This window comes from Amycolatopsis acidicola (assembly GCF_007713735.2).
GTDB classification, from domain to species: Bacteria; Actinomycetota; Actinomycetes; order Mycobacteriales; family Pseudonocardiaceae; genus Amycolatopsis_E; species Amycolatopsis_E acidicola.
The window spans coordinates 1-20,536 of the sequence record NZ_VMNW02000050.1; the positions used below are offsets into that span (position 1 = coordinate 1).

21 protein-coding genes are annotated in these 20,536 nt (G+C 71.5%); 8 read left to right on the top strand and 13 right to left on the bottom strand.

Going from position 1 to position 20,536, the window contains the following annotated elements:
- Positions 1-179 precede the first annotated feature (179 nt).
- From FPZ12_RS27710 to FPZ12_RS27750, 9 genes are all read right to left on the bottom strand, one after another.
- The gene (locus FPZ12_RS27710) at positions 180-743 is read right to left on the bottom strand and encodes a hypothetical protein (RefSeq protein WP_144748759.1); all 564 of its coding nucleotides are present in this window, start codon (positions 741-743) and stop codon (positions 180-182) included.
- Positions 740-2,113: a hypothetical protein gene (locus FPZ12_RS27715; RefSeq protein WP_144748758.1), complete on the bottom strand. Its 1,374-nt coding sequence runs from the start codon at positions 2,111-2,113 to the stop codon at positions 740-742. Before FPZ12_RS27715 ends, FPZ12_RS27710 begins: the two co-directional genes overlap by 4 nt.
- Entirely contained in the window at positions 2,110-2,913 is an 804-nt protein-coding gene (locus FPZ12_RS27720) for an ABC transporter ATP-binding protein (protein ID WP_144748756.1), read from the bottom strand. Before FPZ12_RS27720 ends, FPZ12_RS27715 begins: the two co-directional genes overlap by 4 nt.
- A gap of 13 nt (positions 2,914-2,926) precedes the next feature.
- Positions 2,927-3,718, bottom strand: a complete 792-nt coding sequence (locus FPZ12_RS27725) for a zf-HC2 domain-containing protein (protein WP_144748755.1) — start codon at positions 3,716-3,718, stop codon at positions 2,927-2,929.
- A complete protein-coding gene (locus FPZ12_RS27730; protein ID WP_144748754.1) occupies positions 3,715-4,266 on the bottom strand; it encodes an RNA polymerase sigma factor in 552 nt (183 codons plus the stop codon). Before FPZ12_RS27730 ends, FPZ12_RS27725 begins: the two co-directional genes overlap by 4 nt.
- 54 nt (positions 4,267-4,320) lie before the next feature.
- A complete protein-coding gene (locus FPZ12_RS27735) occupies positions 4,321-5,448 on the bottom strand; it encodes a cation:proton antiporter (protein WP_144748753.1) in 1,128 nt (375 codons plus the stop codon).
- A 36-nt stretch (positions 5,449-5,484) separates the two neighbouring features.
- Positions 5,485-6,972 (bottom strand): FAD-dependent oxidoreductase, encoded by a 1,488-nt coding sequence (locus tag FPZ12_RS27740; protein WP_144748752.1) that lies wholly within the window; start codon positions 6,970-6,972, stop codon positions 5,485-5,487.
- Positions 6,973-6,976: 4 nt separating this feature from the next.
- Entirely contained in the window at positions 6,977-7,894 is a 918-nt protein-coding gene (locus FPZ12_RS27745) for an AurF N-oxygenase family protein (protein ID WP_144748751.1), read from the bottom strand.
- 93 nt (positions 7,895-7,987) lie between these two features.
- The gene (locus FPZ12_RS27750; RefSeq protein ID WP_144748750.1) at positions 7,988-8,887 is read right to left on the bottom strand and encodes a LysR family transcriptional regulator; all 900 of its coding nucleotides are present in this window, start codon (positions 8,885-8,887) and stop codon (positions 7,988-7,990) included.
- Between the two features lie 150 nt (positions 8,888-9,037).
- Between FPZ12_RS27750 and FPZ12_RS27755 the strand changes: the two genes are divergently transcribed.
- From FPZ12_RS27755 to FPZ12_RS27775, 5 genes are all read left to right on the top strand, one after another.
- A complete protein-coding gene (locus FPZ12_RS27755) occupies positions 9,038-10,465 on the top strand; it encodes an MFS transporter (RefSeq protein ID WP_144748766.1) in 1,428 nt (475 codons plus the stop codon).
- A gap of 133 nt (positions 10,466-10,598) precedes the next feature.
- Entirely contained in the window at positions 10,599-11,039 is a 441-nt protein-coding gene (locus FPZ12_RS27760; RefSeq protein WP_144748749.1) for a helix-turn-helix transcriptional regulator, read from the top strand.
- A 10-nt stretch (positions 11,040-11,049) separates the two neighbouring features.
- Positions 11,050-11,460, top strand: a complete 411-nt coding sequence (locus FPZ12_RS27765) for a VOC family protein (RefSeq protein WP_144748748.1) — start codon at positions 11,050-11,052, stop codon at positions 11,458-11,460.
- A 67-nt stretch (positions 11,461-11,527) separates the two neighbouring features.
- Entirely contained in the window at positions 11,528-13,894 is a 2,367-nt protein-coding gene (locus FPZ12_RS27770; protein ID WP_144748747.1) for an ATP-binding cassette domain-containing protein, read from the top strand.
- A 76-nt stretch (positions 13,895-13,970) separates the two neighbouring features.
- On the top strand, positions 13,971-14,366 hold the full coding sequence (locus FPZ12_RS27775; RefSeq protein WP_144748746.1) for a PGPGW domain-containing protein: 396 nt from the start codon (positions 13,971-13,973) through the stop codon (positions 14,364-14,366).
- Between the two features lie 261 nt (positions 14,367-14,627).
- Here the strand turns inward: FPZ12_RS27775 and FPZ12_RS27780 are convergent, their stop codons facing one another.
- A complete protein-coding gene (locus tag FPZ12_RS27780; RefSeq protein WP_166462933.1) occupies positions 14,628-15,650 on the bottom strand; it encodes a phosphotransferase family protein in 1,023 nt (340 codons plus the stop codon).
- Entirely contained in the window at positions 15,647-16,840 is a 1,194-nt protein-coding gene (locus FPZ12_RS27785; protein ID WP_144748745.1) for an acyl-CoA dehydrogenase family protein, read from the bottom strand. The genes FPZ12_RS27780 and FPZ12_RS27785 overlap by 4 nt, the downstream gene beginning before the upstream one ends.
- 114 nt (positions 16,841-16,954) lie before the next feature.
- Here FPZ12_RS27785 and FPZ12_RS27790 point away from each other — a divergent pair, with 114 nt between their 5' ends.
- Positions 16,955-17,524 (top strand): TetR/AcrR family transcriptional regulator, encoded by a 570-nt coding sequence (locus tag FPZ12_RS27790; RefSeq protein ID WP_144748744.1) that lies wholly within the window; start codon positions 16,955-16,957, stop codon positions 17,522-17,524.
- A 28-nt stretch (positions 17,525-17,552) separates the two neighbouring features.
- On the top strand, positions 17,553-18,344 hold the full coding sequence (locus FPZ12_RS27795; RefSeq protein WP_208026036.1) for a class I SAM-dependent methyltransferase: 792 nt from the start codon (positions 17,553-17,555) through the stop codon (positions 18,342-18,344).
- Here FPZ12_RS27795 and FPZ12_RS27800 read toward each other — a convergent pair.
- On the bottom strand, positions 18,331-19,035 hold the full coding sequence (locus FPZ12_RS27800; protein ID WP_144748743.1) for an alpha/beta fold hydrolase: 705 nt from the start codon (positions 19,033-19,035) through the stop codon (positions 18,331-18,333). The genes FPZ12_RS27795 and FPZ12_RS27800 overlap by 14 nt on opposite strands.
- Positions 19,036-19,166: 131 nt before the next feature.
- Between FPZ12_RS27800 and FPZ12_RS27805 the strand changes: the two genes are divergently transcribed.
- A complete protein-coding gene (locus FPZ12_RS27805) occupies positions 19,167-19,727 on the top strand; it encodes a TetR/AcrR family transcriptional regulator (RefSeq protein ID WP_144748742.1) in 561 nt (186 codons plus the stop codon).
- A gap of 3 nt (positions 19,728-19,730) precedes the next feature.
- Here the strand turns inward: FPZ12_RS27805 and FPZ12_RS27810 are convergent, their stop codons facing one another.
- Positions 19,731-20,525: an SDR family NAD(P)-dependent oxidoreductase gene (locus FPZ12_RS27810; RefSeq protein ID WP_144748741.1), complete on the bottom strand. Its 795-nt coding sequence runs from the start codon at positions 20,523-20,525 to the stop codon at positions 19,731-19,733.
- Positions 20,526-20,536: the final 11 nt, after the last annotated feature.

Consider the following 20,536-nt stretch of genomic DNA (forward strand, 5'->3'; position numbering starts at 1 on the left):
GTGGTCGGTGGGACGGCTCGCTTCGCGTTGCCGTCCGGCGGTTGGGGTGTGGGCGGTGGGTGTGCCCGGCTTTCGGTGCCGGGCGGCGGTTTGGGTGTGTGGTGGTGGGGTGGCTCGCTTCGCGTTGCCATCACCAGCTACAGCTTGGGCCAGCGCGCTCGCGCCGGGCACGCGGGTCGCTACCGACGCCCGCCGCGAAGCGAGTACGCCAGTAGTCCCGCTGCGCCGAGCACCGCGGCCGTCCAGGTCGCTTCCGGCGTCCCGGCGGGCTGCAGCATCCACGAAACCAGTTTGGCTTTGACCGAACCGTCCTGCGGAGTGAACGCGCCGATCGCGAACCACACCAGCGGGAGCGTCCAGCCGAACTGGCCGCCGAACGCCGTCGCGGCGAGCGCGGCCAGGCCGAGCAGGCCCGCGGAGTCCCGCGCCACCAAGGAAAACGCCACCTGCGCGGCACCGATCTCCTGCACCGCCAGCAGCACCGCGCCCGCGGCGACGCCGACCAGCACCACGTGCGCGAGACGCCGCAGCGGCCAGCGGATCGCCGCGGTCCGGTCGAGTTCCGGGTCCTGCCCGCTCAGCCCGGTCGCGCACACCGCGATCCCGGCCGCGAGCGCCAGCGCCGCGTACAGCGCCGACCACGAACCCCGCGCCGGCGCCCACACCGCGAACGCGCACACCACGAGCGCGAGCGCCGCCACCGGGATCTGCCGGGACCGCGCGTAGAGCAGCGTCCACCTCATGGCGCCATCCCCGGCACAAGCACGTCCAGCGCGTTCCCGTTTTCCGGGCAGGTCAGGTAAAACTGCCGCAGCGCGACGATCCTGCTCTCCTGCTCCGCTCGCGGCAACGTCCGGAACGCGGCCCACGCCTGCTCGACCGGGCCGTTCGCCTGCGGCCCCATCCCGGTCCCGGCCGGCAGCGGCTTCAGCTCCCCGCCGAACCAGGACGCCGACACGGTCCGCGCGGCGATGTCACCCGCGTCTCCCCAGCTCCTCGGCAGGCACGACGGCGTTCCGGCGCCCGCCAGCAGGAAGGTCCGCAACTGGTCGGCGCTCACGTACAGCAGAGCGGGCGTCGACTGAAAGTCCACGTACACCACGGCCGGATCCCGGGGCGGCACCTGGTTGTTCGCGACCGCGTCCGTCAGCTCGGCGACGCGCGTCGGCGCGCCGGGCAGGTTTCCCAGCTGTTCCAACGCTTCCCGGCCCGCCGTGGCCAGCGTGGGCAGGACAGCTTCGTGCATTTTGGACACGCACACCGGCCCGTCGCAGACCTGCGCGGCGGCGGAACTGTCCGGCACCATGGTTTCTTCCGCCGTCGCGGGAAACACGGCGAGCGCGATCGCGACGGCCACCGCCGCGGGAAGCAGGCCGAGCAGCCGGGCACGCACGGTTTTCGCCGCCAGCAGGAAGAAACAGGTCACCGCGAGCCCCGCGAACCACACCGCCTGCCCGGCGTCCACCGACGTCGCGGTGGTGACCAGCGAACCGTGCGGCTGCTGGATCGCCGGGCCCAGCAGCCCGGCACGCACCGAGCCGAGCACCGACGAGGTGAACGTTTCCGGGTCCAGCGCGCTCCACAGCAGGACCGTCAGCACCAGGCTCACCACGGCGAGCGCGGGCGCGGTCAGCGGGTGCGGCAGCAACCTGCCCACCGCGAGGCCGAGCCAGGCGCCCGCGATCACCACAAGCGCGCCGACCGCCACGACCGGCACGAACCCGGCCGAGACGAACCCGCCGTTCGCCAGCACCTCGATCGCGCCCACCACGAACACCAGCAGGAACCCGAGCACGGTCAGCGCGCCCAGCGCCGCGGCCAGAACCGCCCCGCGGTGCCAGTGCGGCCGCGGTGTGGTGGCGAGGAGTTCGTGCATGCCCGAGCGGGTGTCGCGCATGCCCTGGATCGCCCCGGCGCCGACCACGACCGGCCACAGGAACACCAGCAGGAACCGCACCCACAACGCCGTCGTGGTCAGCTGCGTGGTCCAGTCGGCAGGCGCCTTCCACCACGGCCCGCTCATCAGGAACAGGAAACCCAATGCCAGTAAGGCGAACAGCAGCCCCGCCCACGGCGCGACCGACCGCCGCGCCTCGATCCGCAGCGCCCTCACCAGTCCCGCCTCCCCTGCTCGTGGCCCAGCAGCGCGGAATAGCCGCGTTCGATCGGGCTCGCGCCCGTGTCGCCGGGGCCACCGGCGTCGGCCAGCTGGTCCGGTGTCCCCTGGAACACCAGCTTTCCTTCGGCGAACAACAGCACGTCCTGGCACGCCGAGGCGACGTCCTCGACCAGGTGCGTCGAGACGAGCACGCACGAGTCCCGGCCGAGTTCGACCATCAGCTCCCGGAACCGGACGCGCTGGGCCGGGTCGAGCCCGGCGGTCGGCTCGTCCAGCAGCAGGATCTCCGGGTCGTTGACGATCGCCTGCGCGATCCCCACCCGGCGGAGCATGCCGCCCGAGAGCGTCTTGAGCCGGTCACCGGCGCGGTCGGCGAGGCCGACCCGCTCGATCGCGTGCTGCACCGCCCCCGGGATGTCCTCTTTGGACACTTCCTTCAGCCACGCCATGTACTCGACGAACTCGCGCACGGTGAACCGCTTGTAGTACCCGAACTGCTGGGGCAGGTACCCGATCCGGCGGCGCAGCCCACGCTGCCCGGTGCGCCCCCCGACGGGTGCACCGAGCAACGCGAGCCGCCCGCCTGCCGGGCGCAGCACGGTCGCCAGCGCCCGGATCAGCGTGGTCTTGCCCGCGCCGTTCGGCCCGAGCAGACCGTGCACCCCCGTGCCCAGCGACAGGTCGAGCCCGTCGACGGCCATCCTGCTCCGGCCGACGCGGACCCTGAGCCCTTCCGCCTGTATCTGGAAGGCGTACGTCGCAGGCGCCACTTCCGCGGCCCCGACTGCCCGCATGGAATCTCTCCTTTCAGTTGTTCGCGCCCAAGCGCGTGAATGCGGTGCGCCGCAGGAAAACGACCAGAGCGGTCGCGGCGAAGATCCCGGCCCACACCGGTAACGTGCCCGGCGCGAGCACGAAAGCCTGCCGTTGCAGGGAAACCGTCGGCAGCACGATCACCGCGACCCACGCCGCGATCAGCAGGACGGCGGCCCGGCCGATGCCGATCACCGCGCCGAGCGCGAGCGTGCCCGTGGTGAACGCGAGGCTGGGCAGGAGCCACCAGCCGCCGTGCGTGCCGGTCGCCCAGCCCGCCCCCAGCAGCAACGGCAGCAGCACGGCGAGCATCGCCGTGGTCCGCCGGAGCACCAGGTACAGCCCGGCGCGCGGGGTCGCGGCGACGAGTTCGTACGCGGGATCGATCCCCCGCGCCCACGAAGCCGCGACCCCGGCGACGGGCAGCACCGGCGCGAACAGCCGCACCAGCGAAACGGAACTGCCCGAAACCTCGTCGAACCAGCACGCGAGCAGCGTGACCAGCACGATCATCACCAGCCACGGCATCGCGACCGGCGTCACCCAGGTGACCAGCCACTGCTTCACCCGCGACGGATGTGCTTGCGGCGTCAGGGAAGGCTCGATCCCCGACCACACGGACCCGGCGAGCGAGGTCACCTCCGGCGCACTGATCCCGGCGAGCCGCGCGCGGCAGTCCGGGCAGGACTCCAGATGCGCCTCGACCGCCCACGCCTGATCCGCCGCCAGGTCCTCGCCGCGCACGTAGCTCGCCAGCAGTCGCGCCGGCACGTGATTCCCGGTCATGACAGTGCCTCCCGCATCGCGACCCGCGCGCGGCGGGCGCGGGTCTTGACGGTTCCTTCCGGCAGCCCGAGCAGGACAGCGGTCTCGCGTACGGTCAGCCCGTCGAGCACCATCGCCTGCAGGACCTGCCGGAGTTCCGGGGCGAGGGTGCGCAGCGCGTCGCCGACGTCGTCGCCGACCGTCCCCGCCAGCGCCTCTTCTTCGGCGGCCGGCGCGCTGGCGTCGGCCAGCACGGCCGGGGGCTCGGCGTGGTGCGCGCGGCGGCGGAACGCGTCGACCAGGCGCCGGGCCGCGATGGTCCAGACCCAGCCGACCGCGCTGCCCCCGGCCGCCGCGCCCGCGAACGACCCCGCGGCACGCCAGATCGCGAGGTACGTCTCCTGCATGACCTCGGCGACGATCTGGTCGTCCGCGCAGCGCCGGCGCAGGCGGACGGCCAGCCACGGCGACGTGCGGCGGTACAGCTCCTCGAAGGCCGCGCGGTCGCCCCTGGCCGTCCGCCGGACGAGGGTTTCCTCGTCGGCTCGCTCCAGTGCTTTCTGCTTCACGTGAGGCAAGACGCCCGCCCGGCCGGAACGGTTCTCGAACCGATGTGGCATGCGTCACACATGCTTACGGGCGGCGAACGACCCGGCCACGGCGGTCACGCCCACCGTCACCAGTGCCGCGGCGACGATCGCCCCGCTTTCGCCGGGCGCGAGAAGCCCTTCCCGGCCGCCGATGGTCACGGCCGCGACCGGCACGCCCAGCTGCGCCCCGGCGAGCACGGCCAGCGGCAGCGGCTGGCCGAGCACGCGCACGGCGGCGTGGATCAGGAAGGCAACGGCGGCAAGCAAACCCGCGAGCAGGAGCATGACCGGATGCGCGCCCAGCTCCCGCAGATCGAGCGACGCGCCCAGCCACACGTAGAACACGGGACCCAGAAACCCATCTGTCAGCCCGAAAAGCTGCCGCGCCAGCCGGCGTGGCTCGCCGACCGCGGCCAGCGCGAGCCCCGCGACGAACCCGGCGAGCATCACCGAGATCCCGACCAGCTGGGCGAGTCCGGCGAGCCCGAACAGCACGATCAGCGAGACCCTCAGTTCCAGCCCGAAGTTCCGGTGCTTGCTCACGTCGTGCAGCCGCTCCACCAGCCCGCGCCCGTGCAGCCAGCGCAACGCCAGGAACCAGATCCCGCCCGCCGCGAGCACCGCGGCCACGCCGAGCGCCGCTTTTCCCGCCCCGGCCGGATCTTCCACCAGCGGCAGCGCGACGATGCACGCCACATCGGCGACGGCGACCTGCACGATCATGGCCGTCACTCGCGGGCCGCTCAGCCCTTCGTCGTCGACCACCGGCATCACGAGCGCGGCCGAGCTGGACGCGAGAAGGACAGCGTAGAGCGCTCCGTGCCCTGTGCCGGTGAGCGCGGCGAGGCCGATTCCGGCGGGCACAGCGAGCACGCCCACGAGCAGCGCGAGGACGAGCCCGCGACGCGTGGCGGAGCGCAAACCCTGCTGCCGCAAGGGAACGTGGCTGCCCGCCACCATCATCACCAGCGCGAACCCGGCCGAGGCGAGGAACGACAGGACGGGTTCAGCGGCGTCGATCCAGCCGGTGCCGGTCCGCCCGAACGCGACCCCGACCAGGATCTCCCCCACCACGACGGGGACGCGCAGCCTGCCGGGCGCCGCCAGCAGCGGCCCGGCGAGACCGGCGACGAGCACCACCGCGAGGGTGAACAGCGACATCTGGCCATTCTGGCCGTCGCGGCGGCTTCGCGCGTGTCAGCGGCGGCGCAGCAACGACCGGCGCGGCGCGACGGACACCTTGCCGGACACGATGTCGTCCAGCAGCGTGCCGACGGTTTCGGCGGAGCAGGACCGGTTCGCGCCGATTCCGCCCGACGGGCCGCGCTTGATCCAGCCGACCACGTACGCGCCCGGCACGCCGTCGACGCGCCCTGCCGTGTTCGGGACGGTGCCCGTCTCCTCGTCGAAAGGCAGCCCTGGTAACGCCGTGCCGCGATAGCCGACCGCGCGGATGACCTGCCCCGCGACGATCTCGGTCTCCCCGTCCGCCGCGGTCACGCGGGTGCCACGGACCTGCCGGTCGCCGACGATTTCCGCGGGCGCGGAATGGAAACGCAGCACGATGCGGCGCTGTCCGTGCGGCGGCGGCGCGGACCAGTCGACGGCCTCGCGGGGCACATCGCGCAGCAACCGCGCCTTGCCCGTCGTGGCGGAATCGATCGTCTCCGCGATGCGCGGGTCGTGCGTGTCGACCACCAGCTGGGGCCCGCCCTCCTGCTTGAGCGCGAGCAATTCGGGCTCGGTGTACGCGGCGTTCTCGGGCCCGCGCCGGGCCAGCAGCACGACTTCGCGCACCTTGCTGCACCGCAGCCGCGCCAGCGCCTCCGGCGAAATCGTCGTGCCCGCCAGGGTTTCCGGGTCCGCCGTCAGGATCCGGGCGACGTCGAGCGCCACGTTGCCGGTGCCGACGAGGACCACGCGCTCGGCCGAGAGGTCGACCGCGTCCGGGCGCACGTCGGGATGGCCGTTGTACCAGCCGACGACGGTGGTGGCGGCGAGGCTGCCGGGCAGGTCCTCACCGGGGATGCCGAGGCCGCGCGCCGAGGACGCGCCGACCGCGTAGATCACGGCGTCGTACCGGTCTTCCAGCTCGGCCACCGAAACGTCCTTGCCCACTTCGACCCCGAGCTGAAGCCGAAGGCGGGGATGACGGTGCAGGCGGGCGAAGGTCTCGCCGATCTTCTTCGTCGACGGGTGATCGGGCGCCACGCCGTAGCGCACGAGGCCGCCCGTCACCGGCAACCGGTCGATGAGCGTGACCTTCGCGCTGGTGTGCAGCAACAGGTCCTCCACCGCGTACATCCCGGCGGGCCCGGTGCCGACCACCGCCACCCGCGGCGCCGGGAAGTCGCTCGGGATCGTGCGGGTGAACGACGGCGGGCCCCAGGCGTGGAAATTCGGGGCCGGGTCGGCGTTCGCGGCCGGTTCTCGTTCGGCGTAGAACTCCGCGTTGATGCCCGCGTACGCCTTCAACGGCTCGGTCAGGCTCTCCACCGGGAAGATCGCGTCGACCGGGCAGGCGTCGGCGCAGGCGCCGCAGTCGATGCAGGCGCGCGGGTCCACATACAGCATGTCGGTCTTGCCGAAGTCCGGCTCGTCCGGCGTGGGGTGGATGCAGTTGACCGGGCAGACGGCGACGCACGAGGCGTCGTTGCAGCAGGTCTGGGTGATCGCGAACGCCATGGGCTCAGATCAGGTTCGCGCGCTTGTAGTAGCGCATCGACGCCTTGGTCAGCAGGCCGCAGGAGTCGAGGAACTCCATCAGGCCCGCGCAGCTGGAGCGCAGCATCGCCTTGTGATGCTCGTTGTGCTTCGCCTCGCGCAGGGCGCGCTCGGAGTCGAGGCCCGCGTTGGCGTACACCTTGCGGTTCCACATGCTGCTGACGATGTAGTACGCCGCGACGGACACGACGAAGGCGTTGTACTGGCGGCGCAGCCAGCCGGCGCCCGCGAGCCGCTCCTTGGTCTCCTCGCGGGCGAACTTCATGTGCCGCGACTCCTCGACCACGTGGATGTTGTTGATCGTGCGCACGAACGGGACCACCCGCTCGTCGCGCATCCAGTCGCGCTGCATGACGTCGAGGACCTCTTCGGCCACGAGGATCGCGGCGTACGCGGCCTCGCCTTTGGCCGTGGCGGCGAAGAACCGGCCCAGCTCGACCGCGAGCTTGCGCGGCCGGTACGCGGGCGCGCCGAGCTTCGCGGCGCCGCGCGCGAACATGATCGAGTGGCGGCATTCGTCGGCGATCTCGGTGAGCGCCCACTGGAACGCCGGGTCCGTGGGGTCCTTGGCGTAGAAGTCCCGGATGACCATCTGCTGCAGGATCATCTCGAACCAGATCCCGGTGCTGGCGACCGACGCCGCCTCCTGGCGGGTCAGGGCGCGCTGCTGTTCCGGGGTCATCTCGTCCCAGTACTTCGTGCCGTAGAGCGTGCTCCACTCCGGGCTCGCGCCGTGGTAGGACTCGTCCAGCGGGGTGTCCCAGTCCACCTCGTGCACCGGGTCGTACGAGAGGGTCTCCGACGAGTCGAGCAGCCGCCGGGCCATCTCTTCCCTGCCCGGGCCGCCGGCCTCCGCCGGGCGGTGCGTGTCAACGCTGGTCATCGCGCCCTCCTGACGAGAAGATACTGTTACCTGGATTTACTGTTACCCAAGGTAACACATTCTCGGCGGGGACGGAACCCAGGACACACGTGTTCACTGAATGCCCGCGGCGCCCCGGATCATGCCCCGCAGCCAGCCGTGCGCGGGGTCGGCGTCCAGGCGCGCGTGCCAGGACAGGGTGATCTCGGATTCCGGCAGGCCCACCGGCATCGCGAACCAGCGAAGCCCGAGCGCCGGTCCGTACTGCTCCGCGAGCCGCTTCGGCACGAGCCCGACGTAGCGGCTCGACGCGACGAGGAGCACGGCGAGCGCGAAGGTGGGCACGACGGCGGCGACGGTGCGGCGGAGCCCTTCGGCTTCGAGCGCGTCGTCCAGCGGACCCCGGGCACGCCCGCGTCGCGACGCCGAAACGTGCGGATGCCGGCAGAGCTGAGCCGAAGTAGGCCTGCGATGCCGCCCCAGCGGGCTGTCCGCGTGCACGATGCCGACGAGCTCTTCGCGGTAGAGCTCGGCCGTCCGGATGTCCGGGACCGTCGCGCCGCGCGCGCCGACGTCCAGATCCACGGAGCCATCCCGTAGCGCTTCCACGCTTTCGCTGCCCTCGGCGACGAATCGCAGCATCACGCCCGGGGCGACCGCCGCGATGGCCTCGACCGCCGCGGGCGCCAGGGTCGCGGCGACGCCGTCGTTGATGCGGACCGTGAAACCGCGCTTCAGGCCGGAGACATCGATCTCGCGGTCGGCGCTGATCAAGGCCGCGGCCTCGTCCAGAAGCGACCGCACGCGGGGCGCCGCGCGGAGCGCGAACGGCGTGGGCGCCATCCCCCGCCCGGCACGCACCAGGATCGGGTCGTCCATCGCCCGCCGGAGCCGCGCCAGCGCCCGGCTCGTGGCCGGGATGGACAGGTTGAGGCGCTCAGCCGCCGCCGTGACGCTGCCGCCCTGGAGCACGGCGTCGAACACGCGCAGCAGGTTCAGGTCGAGTTCGGGCATGATTGCACTCTACGCAACTACTCATTACCAAAGTTGCGTCGCACGATCGTGCCCGTGCTCCCTAACGTCGGTGCCATGCCACTGAATCTCCTGTCTCGCGAACGCATCCCGGCCGCGCGGCCGGTTCCGGGGCGCGGCCTGCTGACCGTCATGTGCGGCTGCGTGGTGCTCGTCGTCGGGATGGTCGCCGCGATCAACCTCGCCGTCCCGATGCTGGCGTCCAGCGCGCTGCACCCGTCCGCCTCCGCGCTGGTGTGGATCGTCGACACCTACGTGATCTTCTTCGCCTGCCTGGTGATCCCGGGCGGCGCGGCGGGCGATCGCTTCGGGCGCAAAGGAATCCTGCTGAGCGGCCTCGCGCTCTTCGCGGCGGGCGCGCTGGTGTCGGCCGTCTCGCCGAACGTCGCGCTCGTGCTCGTCGGCCGCGCCGTCACCGGCGTCGGGGCCGCCGCCGTGCTGCCCAACACTCTCGCCGTGCTGCTGCACGCGGTGCCCGCCGAACGCAAGGGCGCGACGATCGCGACCTGGGCCTCGATGACCGGGATCGGCGGCGTGATCGGCAATGTCGGCGGCGGCGCGATCCTTACCGGCGGCTCGTGGCGCTGGCTGTTCGCCGCCGCCGTCCCCCTCTCGCTGGTGCTCGCCGCGCTGGTCGCCCGGATCGCGCCCGTCTCGTCGCGCCACCAGCGGCCGGTCGGCCCGCTCGGCGCGACGCTGCTCGTGGGCGCGTCGGTCGCGCTGCTGCTCGGCATCGTCGAAGGCCCCGAGGAGGGCTGGGGAAGCCCGGTCGTCGTGGCCGGATTCGCTTGCGCCGCAGCGCTTTTCGCCGCCTGGACGCTCGTCGAGGTGAAGTCCGCGCACCCTTTGCTGGATCCGCGGCTGTTCCGCATCGCGGGCTTGCGCAGCGCGTGCCTCGGCATGACCGCGGTGTTCTTCGGGATGTTCGCGCTGTTCTACGTCAACGCGTCGTTCCTCCAGTACGGCAAGGGATTCGGCGTGGTGGAGACCGGGCTGGGCGTCATCCCGCTGACGATCCCGATCATCCTCGGCGGACGGCACGTGGGCGCCCTTTCCCGGCGCGTCGGCCTCGACGCCACCATCGCGCTCGCGTTCGCCTTCGTCGGCGGCGGGCTGCTCGGGCTGTCCACGAACGGTACACACACTGCATACGCCGTGTATGCAATCTGGCTCGTGGTGACCGGAATCGGGGTCACGCTGGCACTTCCGACGCTTTCGGGGGTCATCGCGGGCTCGCTTCCGCCGGCCCAAGCCGGGGTCGCGACCGGGCTGCAGGCCACGACGCGCGAGTTCGGCAGCGCGCTCGGCGTCGCCGTCGTCGGCAGTGTGCTCACGTCCCGCTTCGCCGCCGCACTGCCGCCCGACATCGGCGGCGATCCGCACACGGTCGCGCAGGCCCTCGCCGCGACCACTCCGGACCGCGCGCACGACGTCATCGCGGCGTTCGTTTCGGGCGCCGACAGCGCGCTGCGGGTGATCGGCGTGGTCGTGCTCGTCCTCGGCGGGTTGGTCGTCCTCGAATCGCGACTTTCCCGGCAGCGAGCGCGCGGGAACCAGTAACACCGAGGTGGCCCCGGCCATCCGGGGCAAGCCACCATCAAGGCGTGACGGCCCGGCCACGGCCCGTGCCAGTGCCACCCCCGGGGACGTAACTCCGCCCAAATTGCCGGTTTCCTGTGGCAGGATCGCGCAGGTGACCACCACTCCAGCCGAGGGGAACCGGCTGCGCGACCTGGCGCTGCTCCGTCGCGTCCGCGACCGGATCGACAGGGAGTACGCGCGGCCGCTGAACGTCGAGGCGCTCGCCCGCGGCGTGCACATGTCCGCCGGGCACCTGAGCCGCGAGTTCCGCCGCGCGTATGGCGAATCCCCCTACTCGTACCTGATGACGCGCCGCATCGAGCGGGCGATGGCGTTGCTGCGGGGCGGGGAGCTGTCCGTCACCGAGGTCTGCTTCCTCGTCGGCTGCTCCTCGCTCGGCACGTTCAGCACCCGGTTCACCGAGCTCGTCGGCGTGCCGCCGAGCGTGTACCGCAAGGAGGCGGCGGCCACCGCGGGCCTGCCGGCGTGCGTCGCGAAACAGGTCACGCGACCGGTCAGGAATCGAGAAGCGCCGGCCTCGGCCCGCCCGTAGCGTGACCGGCATGGACATCAGCATTCACTCCAGCTTCCTCCCGCAGAACGACCCGGAGGCGGCCATCGCGTTCTACCGCGACGTCCTCGGTTTCGAGGTGCGCAACGACGTCGGCTACAACGGCCTGCACTGGATCACCGTGGGCCCGCCGAGCCAGCCCGGCACGAACATCGTGCTGTACCCGCCGAGCGCGACCCCCGGCGTCACCGAGGACGAGCAGAAGACCATCGCCGAGATGATGGCGAAGGGCACCTACGGCACGCTCCTGCTCGCCACCAAGGACCTCGACGGCACCTTCGAAAGACTCCAGGCCGGGGACGCCGAGGTGATCCAGGAGCCGACCGAGCAGCCCTACGGGGTCCGCGACTGCGCCTTCCGCGACCCCGCGGGCAACATGATCCGGATCCAGGAAACCCGCTGAAAACCCCTTTCCACGCCCAAGACGGGGCCGCCACGGCGGCCCCGTCCCGCATCACGGAGACACCCCGATGAGCAGAACCGAGCCGCACGCCGCGGACAGCCACGACCTGATCCGCGTGCACGGCGCGCGCGTGAACAACCTCAAGGACGTCAGCGTCGAGCTGCCGAAGCGGCGGCTCACCGTGTTCACCGGCGTCTCCGGCTCGGGCAAGAGCTCGCTGGTGTTCGGCACGATCGCCGCCGAGTCGCAGCGGCTGATCAACGAGACCTACAGCGCGTTCGTGCAGGGGTTCATGCCGACGCTGGCCCGCCCCGACGTCGACGTGCTGGACGGGCTGACCACGGCGATCCTCGTCGACCAGGAACGGATGGGCACCGACCCGCGGTCGACCGTCGGCACCGCCACCGACGCGAACGCGATGCTGCGGATCCTGTTCAGCAGGCTCGGGAAACCGCACATCGGCTCGCCGCAGGCGTTCTCCTTCAACGTCGCCTCGATCAGCGGCGCGGGCGCGGTCACCGTGGAGAAGGCCGGGCGGCAGATCAAGGAGCGCCGCAGCTTCAGCATCACCGGCGGCATGTGCCCGCGCTGCGAGGGCCGCGGCGCGATCAACGACATCGACCTGAAGGCGCTGTACGACGAGGAGAAGTCCCTCGACGAGAACCCGTTCACCATCCCCGGCTACAGCATGGACGGCTGGTACGGGCGGATCTTCAAGGGCAGCGGGTTCTTCGACCCGGCGAAGCCGATCAAGAAGTACACCAAGAAGCAGCTGAACGACCTGCTGTACAAGGAACCGACCAAGATCAAGGTCGAGGGCATCAACCTCACGTACGAGGGCATCATCCCGCGGATCCAGAAGTCGATGCTGTCGAAGGACGTCGATTCGCTGCAGCCGCACATCCGGGCCTTCGTCGAGCGCGCGGTCACCTTCGACACCTGCCCCGACTGCGAGGGCACCCGCCTCTCGGCGGAGGCGCGGTCCTCGAAGATCGCCGGGATCAGCATCGCCGACGCCTGCGCGATGCAGATCAGCGACCTCGCCCAGTGGGTGGCGAAGCTGAATGAGCCGTCGGTCGCGCCCCTGCTGACCGCGCTCCGGCACACGCTCGACTCGTTCACCGAGATCGGGCTGGGGTACCTGAGCCTCGACCGCCCGGCGGGCACGCTCTCGGGCGGGGAAGCCCAGCGCACCAAGATGATCCGCCACCTCGGCTCCTCGCTCACCGACGTGACGTACGTGTTCGACGAGCCGTCGATCGGGCTGCACCCGCACGACATCCAGCGCATGAACGACCTGCTGCGCCAGCTGCGCGACAAGGGCAACACGGTGCTCGTGGTGGAGCACAAGCCGGAGCTGATCGAGATCGCCGACCACGTCGTCGACCTCGGTCCCGCCGCTGGCACCGGCGGCGGCCAGGTGACGTACGAAGGCAGCGTCGAAGGACTGCGCGCGAGCGGCACGATCACCGGGCGCCACCTCGACGACCGCGCCTCGCTCAAGCCCTCGGTGCGCGAGCACACGGGCAAACTGGAGGTCCGCGGCGCGAACGAGCACAACCTGCAGAACGTCGACGTCGACATCCCGCTCGGGGTGCTGACGGTCGTCACCGGGGTGGCGGGCTCGGGCAAGAGCTCCCTCATCCACGGTTCGGTTTCGGGCCGCGAGGGCGTGGTGACGGTCGACCAGACGGCCATCCGCGGTTCGCGCCGGAGCAACCCCGCCACCTACACCGGGCTGCTGGAGCCGATCCGCAAGGCGTTCGCCAAGGCCAACGGCGTGAAGCCCGCGCTGTTCAGCGCGAACTCCGAGGGCGCCTGCCCCAACTGCAACGGCGCGGGCGTCGTGTACACGGACCTCGGGATGATGGCCGGGGTGGCCGCGCCGTGCGAGGTGTGCGAGGGGAAGCGCTTCCAGGCGGCGGTGCTCGACTACAAGTTCGGCGGGCGCGACATCAGCGAAGTGCTCTCGATGCCGGTGGCCGAGGCCGGAGAGTTCTTCGCCCGCGGCGAGGCGAAAGTCCCGGCGGCGCACAGGATCCTGACCCACCTCGCGGAGGTCGGGCTCGGGTACCTGACGCTCGGCCAGCCGCTCACCACGCTGTCCGGCGGGGAGCGGCAGCGGATCAAACTGGCCACGAACATGGCCGCCGACGGCGGAATCTACGTGCTCGACGAGCCGACGTCCGGGTTGCACCTGGCGGACGTCGAGCAGCTGCTGGGGTTGCTCGACAGGCTGGTGGACGGCGGTAAGTCCGTCGTGGTGATCGAGCACCACCAGGCCGTGATGGCGCACGCCGACTGGATCATCGACCTTGGCCCCGGCGCGGGTCACGACGGCGGCCGGATCGTGTTCGAGGGCACCCCGGCCGATCTGGTCGCCACCCGCCCGACCTTGACCGGCGAACACCTCGCGGCCTACGTCGGCGCCTGACCTCCCGACGAGCGGCGGCGGCCCGCGGGCACCAAAATCAGCGCCGGGACGTTTCCGTCAGGGAGGTGGGGACCGGATGAAACGCGTGATCATCGCCGTGGTGGGCACGGTGCTGCTGGTCGTCGGGGTGGCGCTGCTGGTGCTGCCGGGGCCGGGGCTGCTGCTCGTGCTGGCCGGGCTGGTCACGCTCGCGTCGGAGTTCCCGGCGCTGGAACGGTACGTGGGCCCGGTCCGCACCCGCGCCATGAAGGCGGCTGAAGACAGCGTGGCGTCACCGATCCGGATCGCCGGCTCGGTGACCTGCGGCCTGCTGCTCATCGCGGCGGGCGTGGTGTGGGGCACGGTCCGGTGGCTGCCCCTGAGCGGCTGGAGTTGCGGCACGAGCCTGATCCTCTCGGGCCTCGTGCTGTGGGGTCTGCTGTTCTGGAGCTACCGCCGCGTACAAGAACAACGCCGAGCCGCACGAACCTGACGCCACCCTAAAAACCGCCACCCTGCAACAAAACCCGGGAACACCCGACGACCTGCCCCGCCCCCAACCGCCGGACGGCAACGCAAAGCGAGCCGTCCCGACGCCCACACCCCTCCACCGCCCCGATCCCCAGCCTGCTCTTGCGGTCATCGGGCCGGGTCAAGGTACTCTTTCCCGCCTTGACGCGGCCCGATGACCGCGAACACTTACGGATCGGGGCGGCGGAGGGGTGCACACAGCGCGCGCTACGCGCGTCCGTTGCTATCTCCAGCCGCCAAGCGCCTTCAACCCCGCGGCGACCAACGGCGCCACAGCCTCGCCGACCTGCTCGAACCCGCTCCCCCGCGTCATCCCCTTCACATGCCGCGCGTGGATGCCCTCGGCGATCACGGCGATCTTGAAGTACCCGAGCCCCAGGTAGAACCCGAGGTTCGCCGGCTCGCGGCCGCTCGCGCGCGCGTATCGCTCCGCGAGGTCCGCGGCGGGCGGGAGCCTGTCGCTCGTCGAGGCCGCCGCGCCCGCCAGTACCGGCGCGAACGCGGGGTCGGAGTACACGAGGTGCAGTCCGAGGTCGGCGAGCGGATCGCCGAGTGTGGCCATTTCCCAGTCCACCACCGCGCGGACCACGGCGGGGTCGCCGCTGTCGAGGATGGTGTTGTCGATGCGGTAGTCGCCGTGCACGATCGACGCGCCGCTCTCGGCCGGGCACGCTTCGGCGAGCCGCGCGTGCAGGGTGCCGATGTCGTCCAGTTCCCGGGTCCGCACCCGGTCCCATTGCCCGGCCCAGCGCCGCACCTGCCGCGAGAGATAGCCCTCCGGGCGGCCGAAATCCGCCAGCCCCGCCGCTTCCGGTTCGACCTCGTGCAGCCGCGCCAGCACGTCGACCATCGCGTACGCGCAGCGCGTGATGTCCTGCTGGGACAAGGAATCCAGCTCTTCGGTCGTGCGGATCACGCGGCCCTCGACGAACTCCACCACCGAGAACGGCACGCCGAGCACGTCGGGCCCGGCCAGCGCCACGGCCCGCGCCACCGGAACCTCGCTGCCGGAAAGCGCGGCGACGACCCGGTATTCGCGGTCCATGTCGTGCGCCGACGGCGTCAGCTCGCCCAGCGGCGGACGGCGCAGCACCCAGCGCTGCCTGCCGTCGGTGAGCAAATACGTCAGGTTCGAGCGCCCGCCCTGGATCAGCTCGGCGCTCAGTTTCCCGCCGAACTCCGGCACGTGCTCCCCGAAGAACCGTTCCAGCGCCGGCAGTTCCAGACCGTCCACTGTGGAGTTCACCGGCCCGCCTCCTTGTCATGGCGGCGCAGCACGCGCCGGGCGATGGCCCAGCGGTGGGTTTCCGAGGGCCCGTCGTAGATCCGGAACGGCCGCACCTCACGCAGGAACCGGCTCAGCAGCACGTCGCCGGAAATGCCCAGCGCGCCACAGATCTGCACCGAACGGTCGACCACCCGCCAGATCGCCTCGGCGCAGAACGTCTTCGCGATCGCGGTGGACTGCGACGCGGAGCGCTGCTGGTCCAGCTCGAAGCAGGCCTGCAGGATCAGCCCGCGCGAGGCCGCGATGTCGATCTCGTTGTCGGCGATCATCTGCTGCACCATGCCCAGCTCGCCCAGCCGCGAGCCGAACAGCCGCCGGTCCGCCGCCCTGGCCACCGCGATGTCCTGCGCCCGGCGCGCGATGCCGAGCCAGCGCATGCAGTGCGTCATCCTGGCCGGGCCGAGCCGGACCTGGGCGTACCGGAACCCCTGGTCGACCTCGCCGAGCACCGCGTCCTCGGGGACCACGCAGTTGTCGAAGAGCAGCTCGATGTGCCCGCCGAACAGGCTTTCGTCGAGGGTGTCGAGGTGCCGCACGAGCTTCATCCCGGGGTTCCCGGCGTCGACGAGGAACATCGTCGCGCCGCCGGCCTCGCCCGGCTCGCCCGAGGTGCGGGCCATGCAGATCGTGAACCCCGCGCCGTCGGCGCCGGTGATGAACCACTTGCGGCCGTCGATGCGCCAGCCGCCCTCGACGCGCGTCGCCGTCGTGGCGAGCGCGCCCGGGTCGGAGCCCGCGCCCGGGGCGGGCTCGGTCATCGCGAAGCACGACCGGACCTCCCCCGACGCCAGCGGCCGGAGGTAGCGCTCCTGCTGGTCCTCGGTCGCGATGGCTTCGAGCATGTGCATGTTGCCTTCGTCCGGCGCGGCGATGTTCAGCGCCAGCGGCCCGAGCAACGAGTACCCGGCCTCCTCGAACACCGCGGCCCGCCCGAGCATGCCGAGCCCGTGCCCGCCGAACTCCGGCGAGACGTGCGGCGCGAACACACCCGCCTCCTTCGCCGCGTTCTGCAGCCGCGCGCGCACCTCGTCCGAGGTCACCACGCCGCGATGCTCCTCCTCGATCGGGATCACCACGTCGCGGATGAACTTCGCGGTGCGCCCGGCGAGCGCGGCGACCTCCGGGCTGGGCTCAAGATCGACGGCCACGGCCTCTCCTCCGGTTCAGCTAATCGTCATTAGCCGTCACCGTAGTTGAGGGTCAGATGGAGAAGCAATGCGAGTGCGTCGTCCGCTACACTTCATTAGCCGAAGGGAGGCGTAGTGGACCGGTCCGGCGACATCCGCGAGGCCGCGCTCGAGCTGTTCACCGGCAAGGGCTTCGAGGCCACGACGATGGCCGACATCGGCGCGGCGGTCGGCATGCGCGGCCCCAGCCTGTACAAGCACGTGGACTCCAAGCAGGACCTGCTGGCCGGGATCATGGTGGCGACCATGAAGGAGCTTCTCGCGGGGCACGACAACGCCGTCGCCGGCACCACGGACCCTGTCGAGCGCCTGCGGCGGGCCACCGAAGCCCACGTCCGGTACCACGCGCGGCACCGGCTCGAAGCGTTCGTCGGCAACCGCGAGATCCGCAGCCTCGTCGAGCCGCATCGCACCGAGGTACTGAAGCTCCGCGCGAAGTACGAGAACCGTTTCCGGGAACTGGTACGCGCCGGGGTCGACGCGGGAGTGTTCACCGTGGGCTCGGTCCGGCTCGCGTCGTACGCGATCCTCGACCTCGGCATGGGCGTTTCCGCGTGGTACCGCGAACACGGCGAGCACACCGAGGACACCGTGGTGTGGCAGTACAGCGAATTCGCTCTTCGCCTGGTGGGCGCGCATCCTTGAGGGCACGGCCGTGCCCGAGGAGGCGCTCATGGACCACGACGCAGACCGGTTGTGGAGGGCATCCATGCCCGAGGCGTACGACCACCGCCTCGCGGCGGCAGTGTTCCGGCCGTTCGCGGTGGACCTCGCCGAGCGCGCGACGCGGCTGCGGCCCCGGCGGGTCCTCGAGATCGCCGCGGGGACGGGCGTGCTCACCCGCGAACTCGCCCCGCACGCGACGGTCGTCGCCACGGACCTCAGCGACGCCATGGTCGAATACGGTGCACGGCAGGTGCCCGGCGCCCAGTGGCGGCAGGCCGACGCACGGCGGCTGCCGTTCGCGGACGGGCAGTTCGATCTCGTCGCCTGCCAGTTCGGCGTGATGTTCCTGCCCGGGAAACCGGCCGCCTACGCGGAAATGCGGCGCGTGCTGGCGCCCGGCGGGCACCTGCTGTTCAACACCTGGGGCGAGGTCGGCGAGCACGGCTTCGCCCGCCCGCTGGCGAACGCGCTGGCGGACGTCTTCCCGGAAAACCCGCCCCAGTTCGTCACCGCGATCCCCCACGGCTACCACGATCCGGGCGCGGTGCGGGCGGATCTGCGCGCGGGCGGACTCGGCGCGGTGTCGGCGGAAACCGTGACGCTGGAAGGAAGAGCGGACTCGGCGGCGGCGATCGCGACGGGTTTCTGCACCGGCACGCCGCTCCGCGCGGAGATCGAGGCCAGGGCCGAGCCCGCGGAGTCCGTGGCGGCCGTCGCGGAGCACATGACGGCCGAACTCGGCGAAGGCCCGGTGACCGCGCGGATGACGGCGCACGTGTTCCAGGTCAGCCGATCTTGAGCAGCAGTTCGGTCAGCTCGGCCGGCCTCGTGACCATGCAGTCGTGCCCGGTTTCCAGCTCCCACACGGGCTCGCCCTGCGGCACCGCGCGACGCTCGTAGCCCTCGGGTTTTCCGACGGTGCAATGGATATGCGTCCGCGGGAGCGCCTTCGCCGCGGGATCGCCGAGGCGGACGGGCTGCCGGAGGCAGTCCACCGGCTGATCCGAGAGCATCGTGCGCACCCAGGCGATGTCCTCGGGATCGGTGACGCCGAACAGGCCGCTACCGGGGAATTCGGGCAGCGGCGGGACGCGCCAGCCGCTCTCGGATTCCAGCGCGGCGTCCACCAGCGCCTGGCTGACGGGCATCACGTCGACCGCGGTTTCGCCGTCCTCCGGGACCATGGCGTCGAGGAAGACCAGCTCGCGGATCCGTTCCGGGACGCGGTCCGCCACGCCGGAGATGACCATGCCCGCGTAGCTGTGCCCGACGAGGACCACGTCGGTGAGGTGCTCGCTCGTGATCAGGCCGGCGACGTCGTCGATGTGCGTGTCCAGGCCGATTTCGGGACCGGCGAGGTGTTTCGTGGCGCCGTAGCCGGTCAGCGTCGGGGCCAGCACCCGGTGCCCGGCGCGCTCCAGCAACGGGACCACCCGGTCCCAGGCCTCGCCGGTGTGCCAGGCGCCGTGCACCAGGAGATACGTGGACATACGAAGGTCCTTTCCGGGAATTCCGGGGTTTTCCGGGCAGCGCGGCACCGGATCTGTCATGATGGAGAAGCGGGACGTCGTCCCGTTTAAACATACGGGACACTGTCCCGGTTAGCAAGCGAGGGAAGCACGTGAACGCAGCCCGGGCCCAGCGGGCCGACGCCCGGCGCAACAAGGAGGCGCTCCTCGACGCGGCCGCCGCCGTGTTCGTGGCCGCCGGGGTGGAGGCGCCGATCCGCGACATCGCGGCCGAGGCCGGGGTCGGCACGGCCACCATCTACCGCCACTTCCCGACGCGGGCGGATCTGATCATCGCCGTGTACCGGCACCAGGTAGAAGCGCTCGCCGAAGCGGGCCCGGCGCTGCTCGCCGAAAGCGCTGGCCCGCACGCCGCGCTGGCGCGGTGGATCGACCTGTTCGTCGACTTCCTGGTCACGAAACTCGGGCTCGCCGCGGTGCTGCAGTCCGACGATCCCTGCTTCGACCCGCTGCACTCGTACTTCCTCGAACGGCTCGAACCCGTGTGCGCCGAGCTGCTCGACGCCGCCGCGGCCGCGGGCGAGATCAAACCGGGCCAGGACGCGTTCGAGCTGATGCGCGGAATCGGCGGCCTCTGCGCCGGCGCGGGCAACAACCCCCGCTACGACGCGCGACACCTAGTGGGACTCCTGGTCGCCGGGTTGCGCGGCTGAGGCTCAGAGCAGCGCCTCGCCGCCGTCGACGGCGAGGTTCGCGCCCGTGACGAACGCGGCGGCTTCGCTGAGCAAGTAAGCCGAAGCCTGGGCGACGTCGGCGGGTTGTCCGGCGCGGCCGAACGGGATGCGCCGCGCGGCGATCTCCTCAACGTCCGGCGTGCGTTCGAGCATCAGCGGGGTCACGGTCATCCCGGGCGCGACGGCGTTCACGCGGATCCGGTGCGGCGCCAGCTCGATCGCGACCGCACGCACGAACTGGTTGAGCGCCGCCTTCGTGCACGAGTACGGCAGCGTGCCCGGCCGGAACTGGGCGGCGCGCACAGAGGACATGACGAGGATCGACCGGTCGCCGTCCGGATCGGCTTCGCGCCCGGCGATCATCCGGCGCGCGGCCAGCTGCGTGGCGAGGAAGGTGCCGCGCAGGTTGACCCGCATGATCCGGTCCCATTCCGCGACCTCCAGGTCCAGGAACGAGGTCAGCCCGCCGGTGCCGGCGTTCGCGACGAACCCGTGCAGCACCGGGATCCGCCCGGCCAGTTCGCCGTCCAGCCGGGCGATGTCGTGCTCGTCGGCGGTGTCGGCGCGGAACGACGCGACTTCCGCACCCGCCGGAGCGGCGGACTCCAGCTCTCGGTGAGCCGTCTCGAGCGCCTCGGGGTCACGCGCGATGATGCCGACGTGGGCGCCCCGGCGCAGCAACTCGTGCGCGACGCCGAGGCCGATTCCCTTGCTGCCGCCGGTGATCACGATCCACCGGCCGTCGAGGCGCCACGGGTCGCGAGCGGTTTCGTGCATGGCGAGCTCCT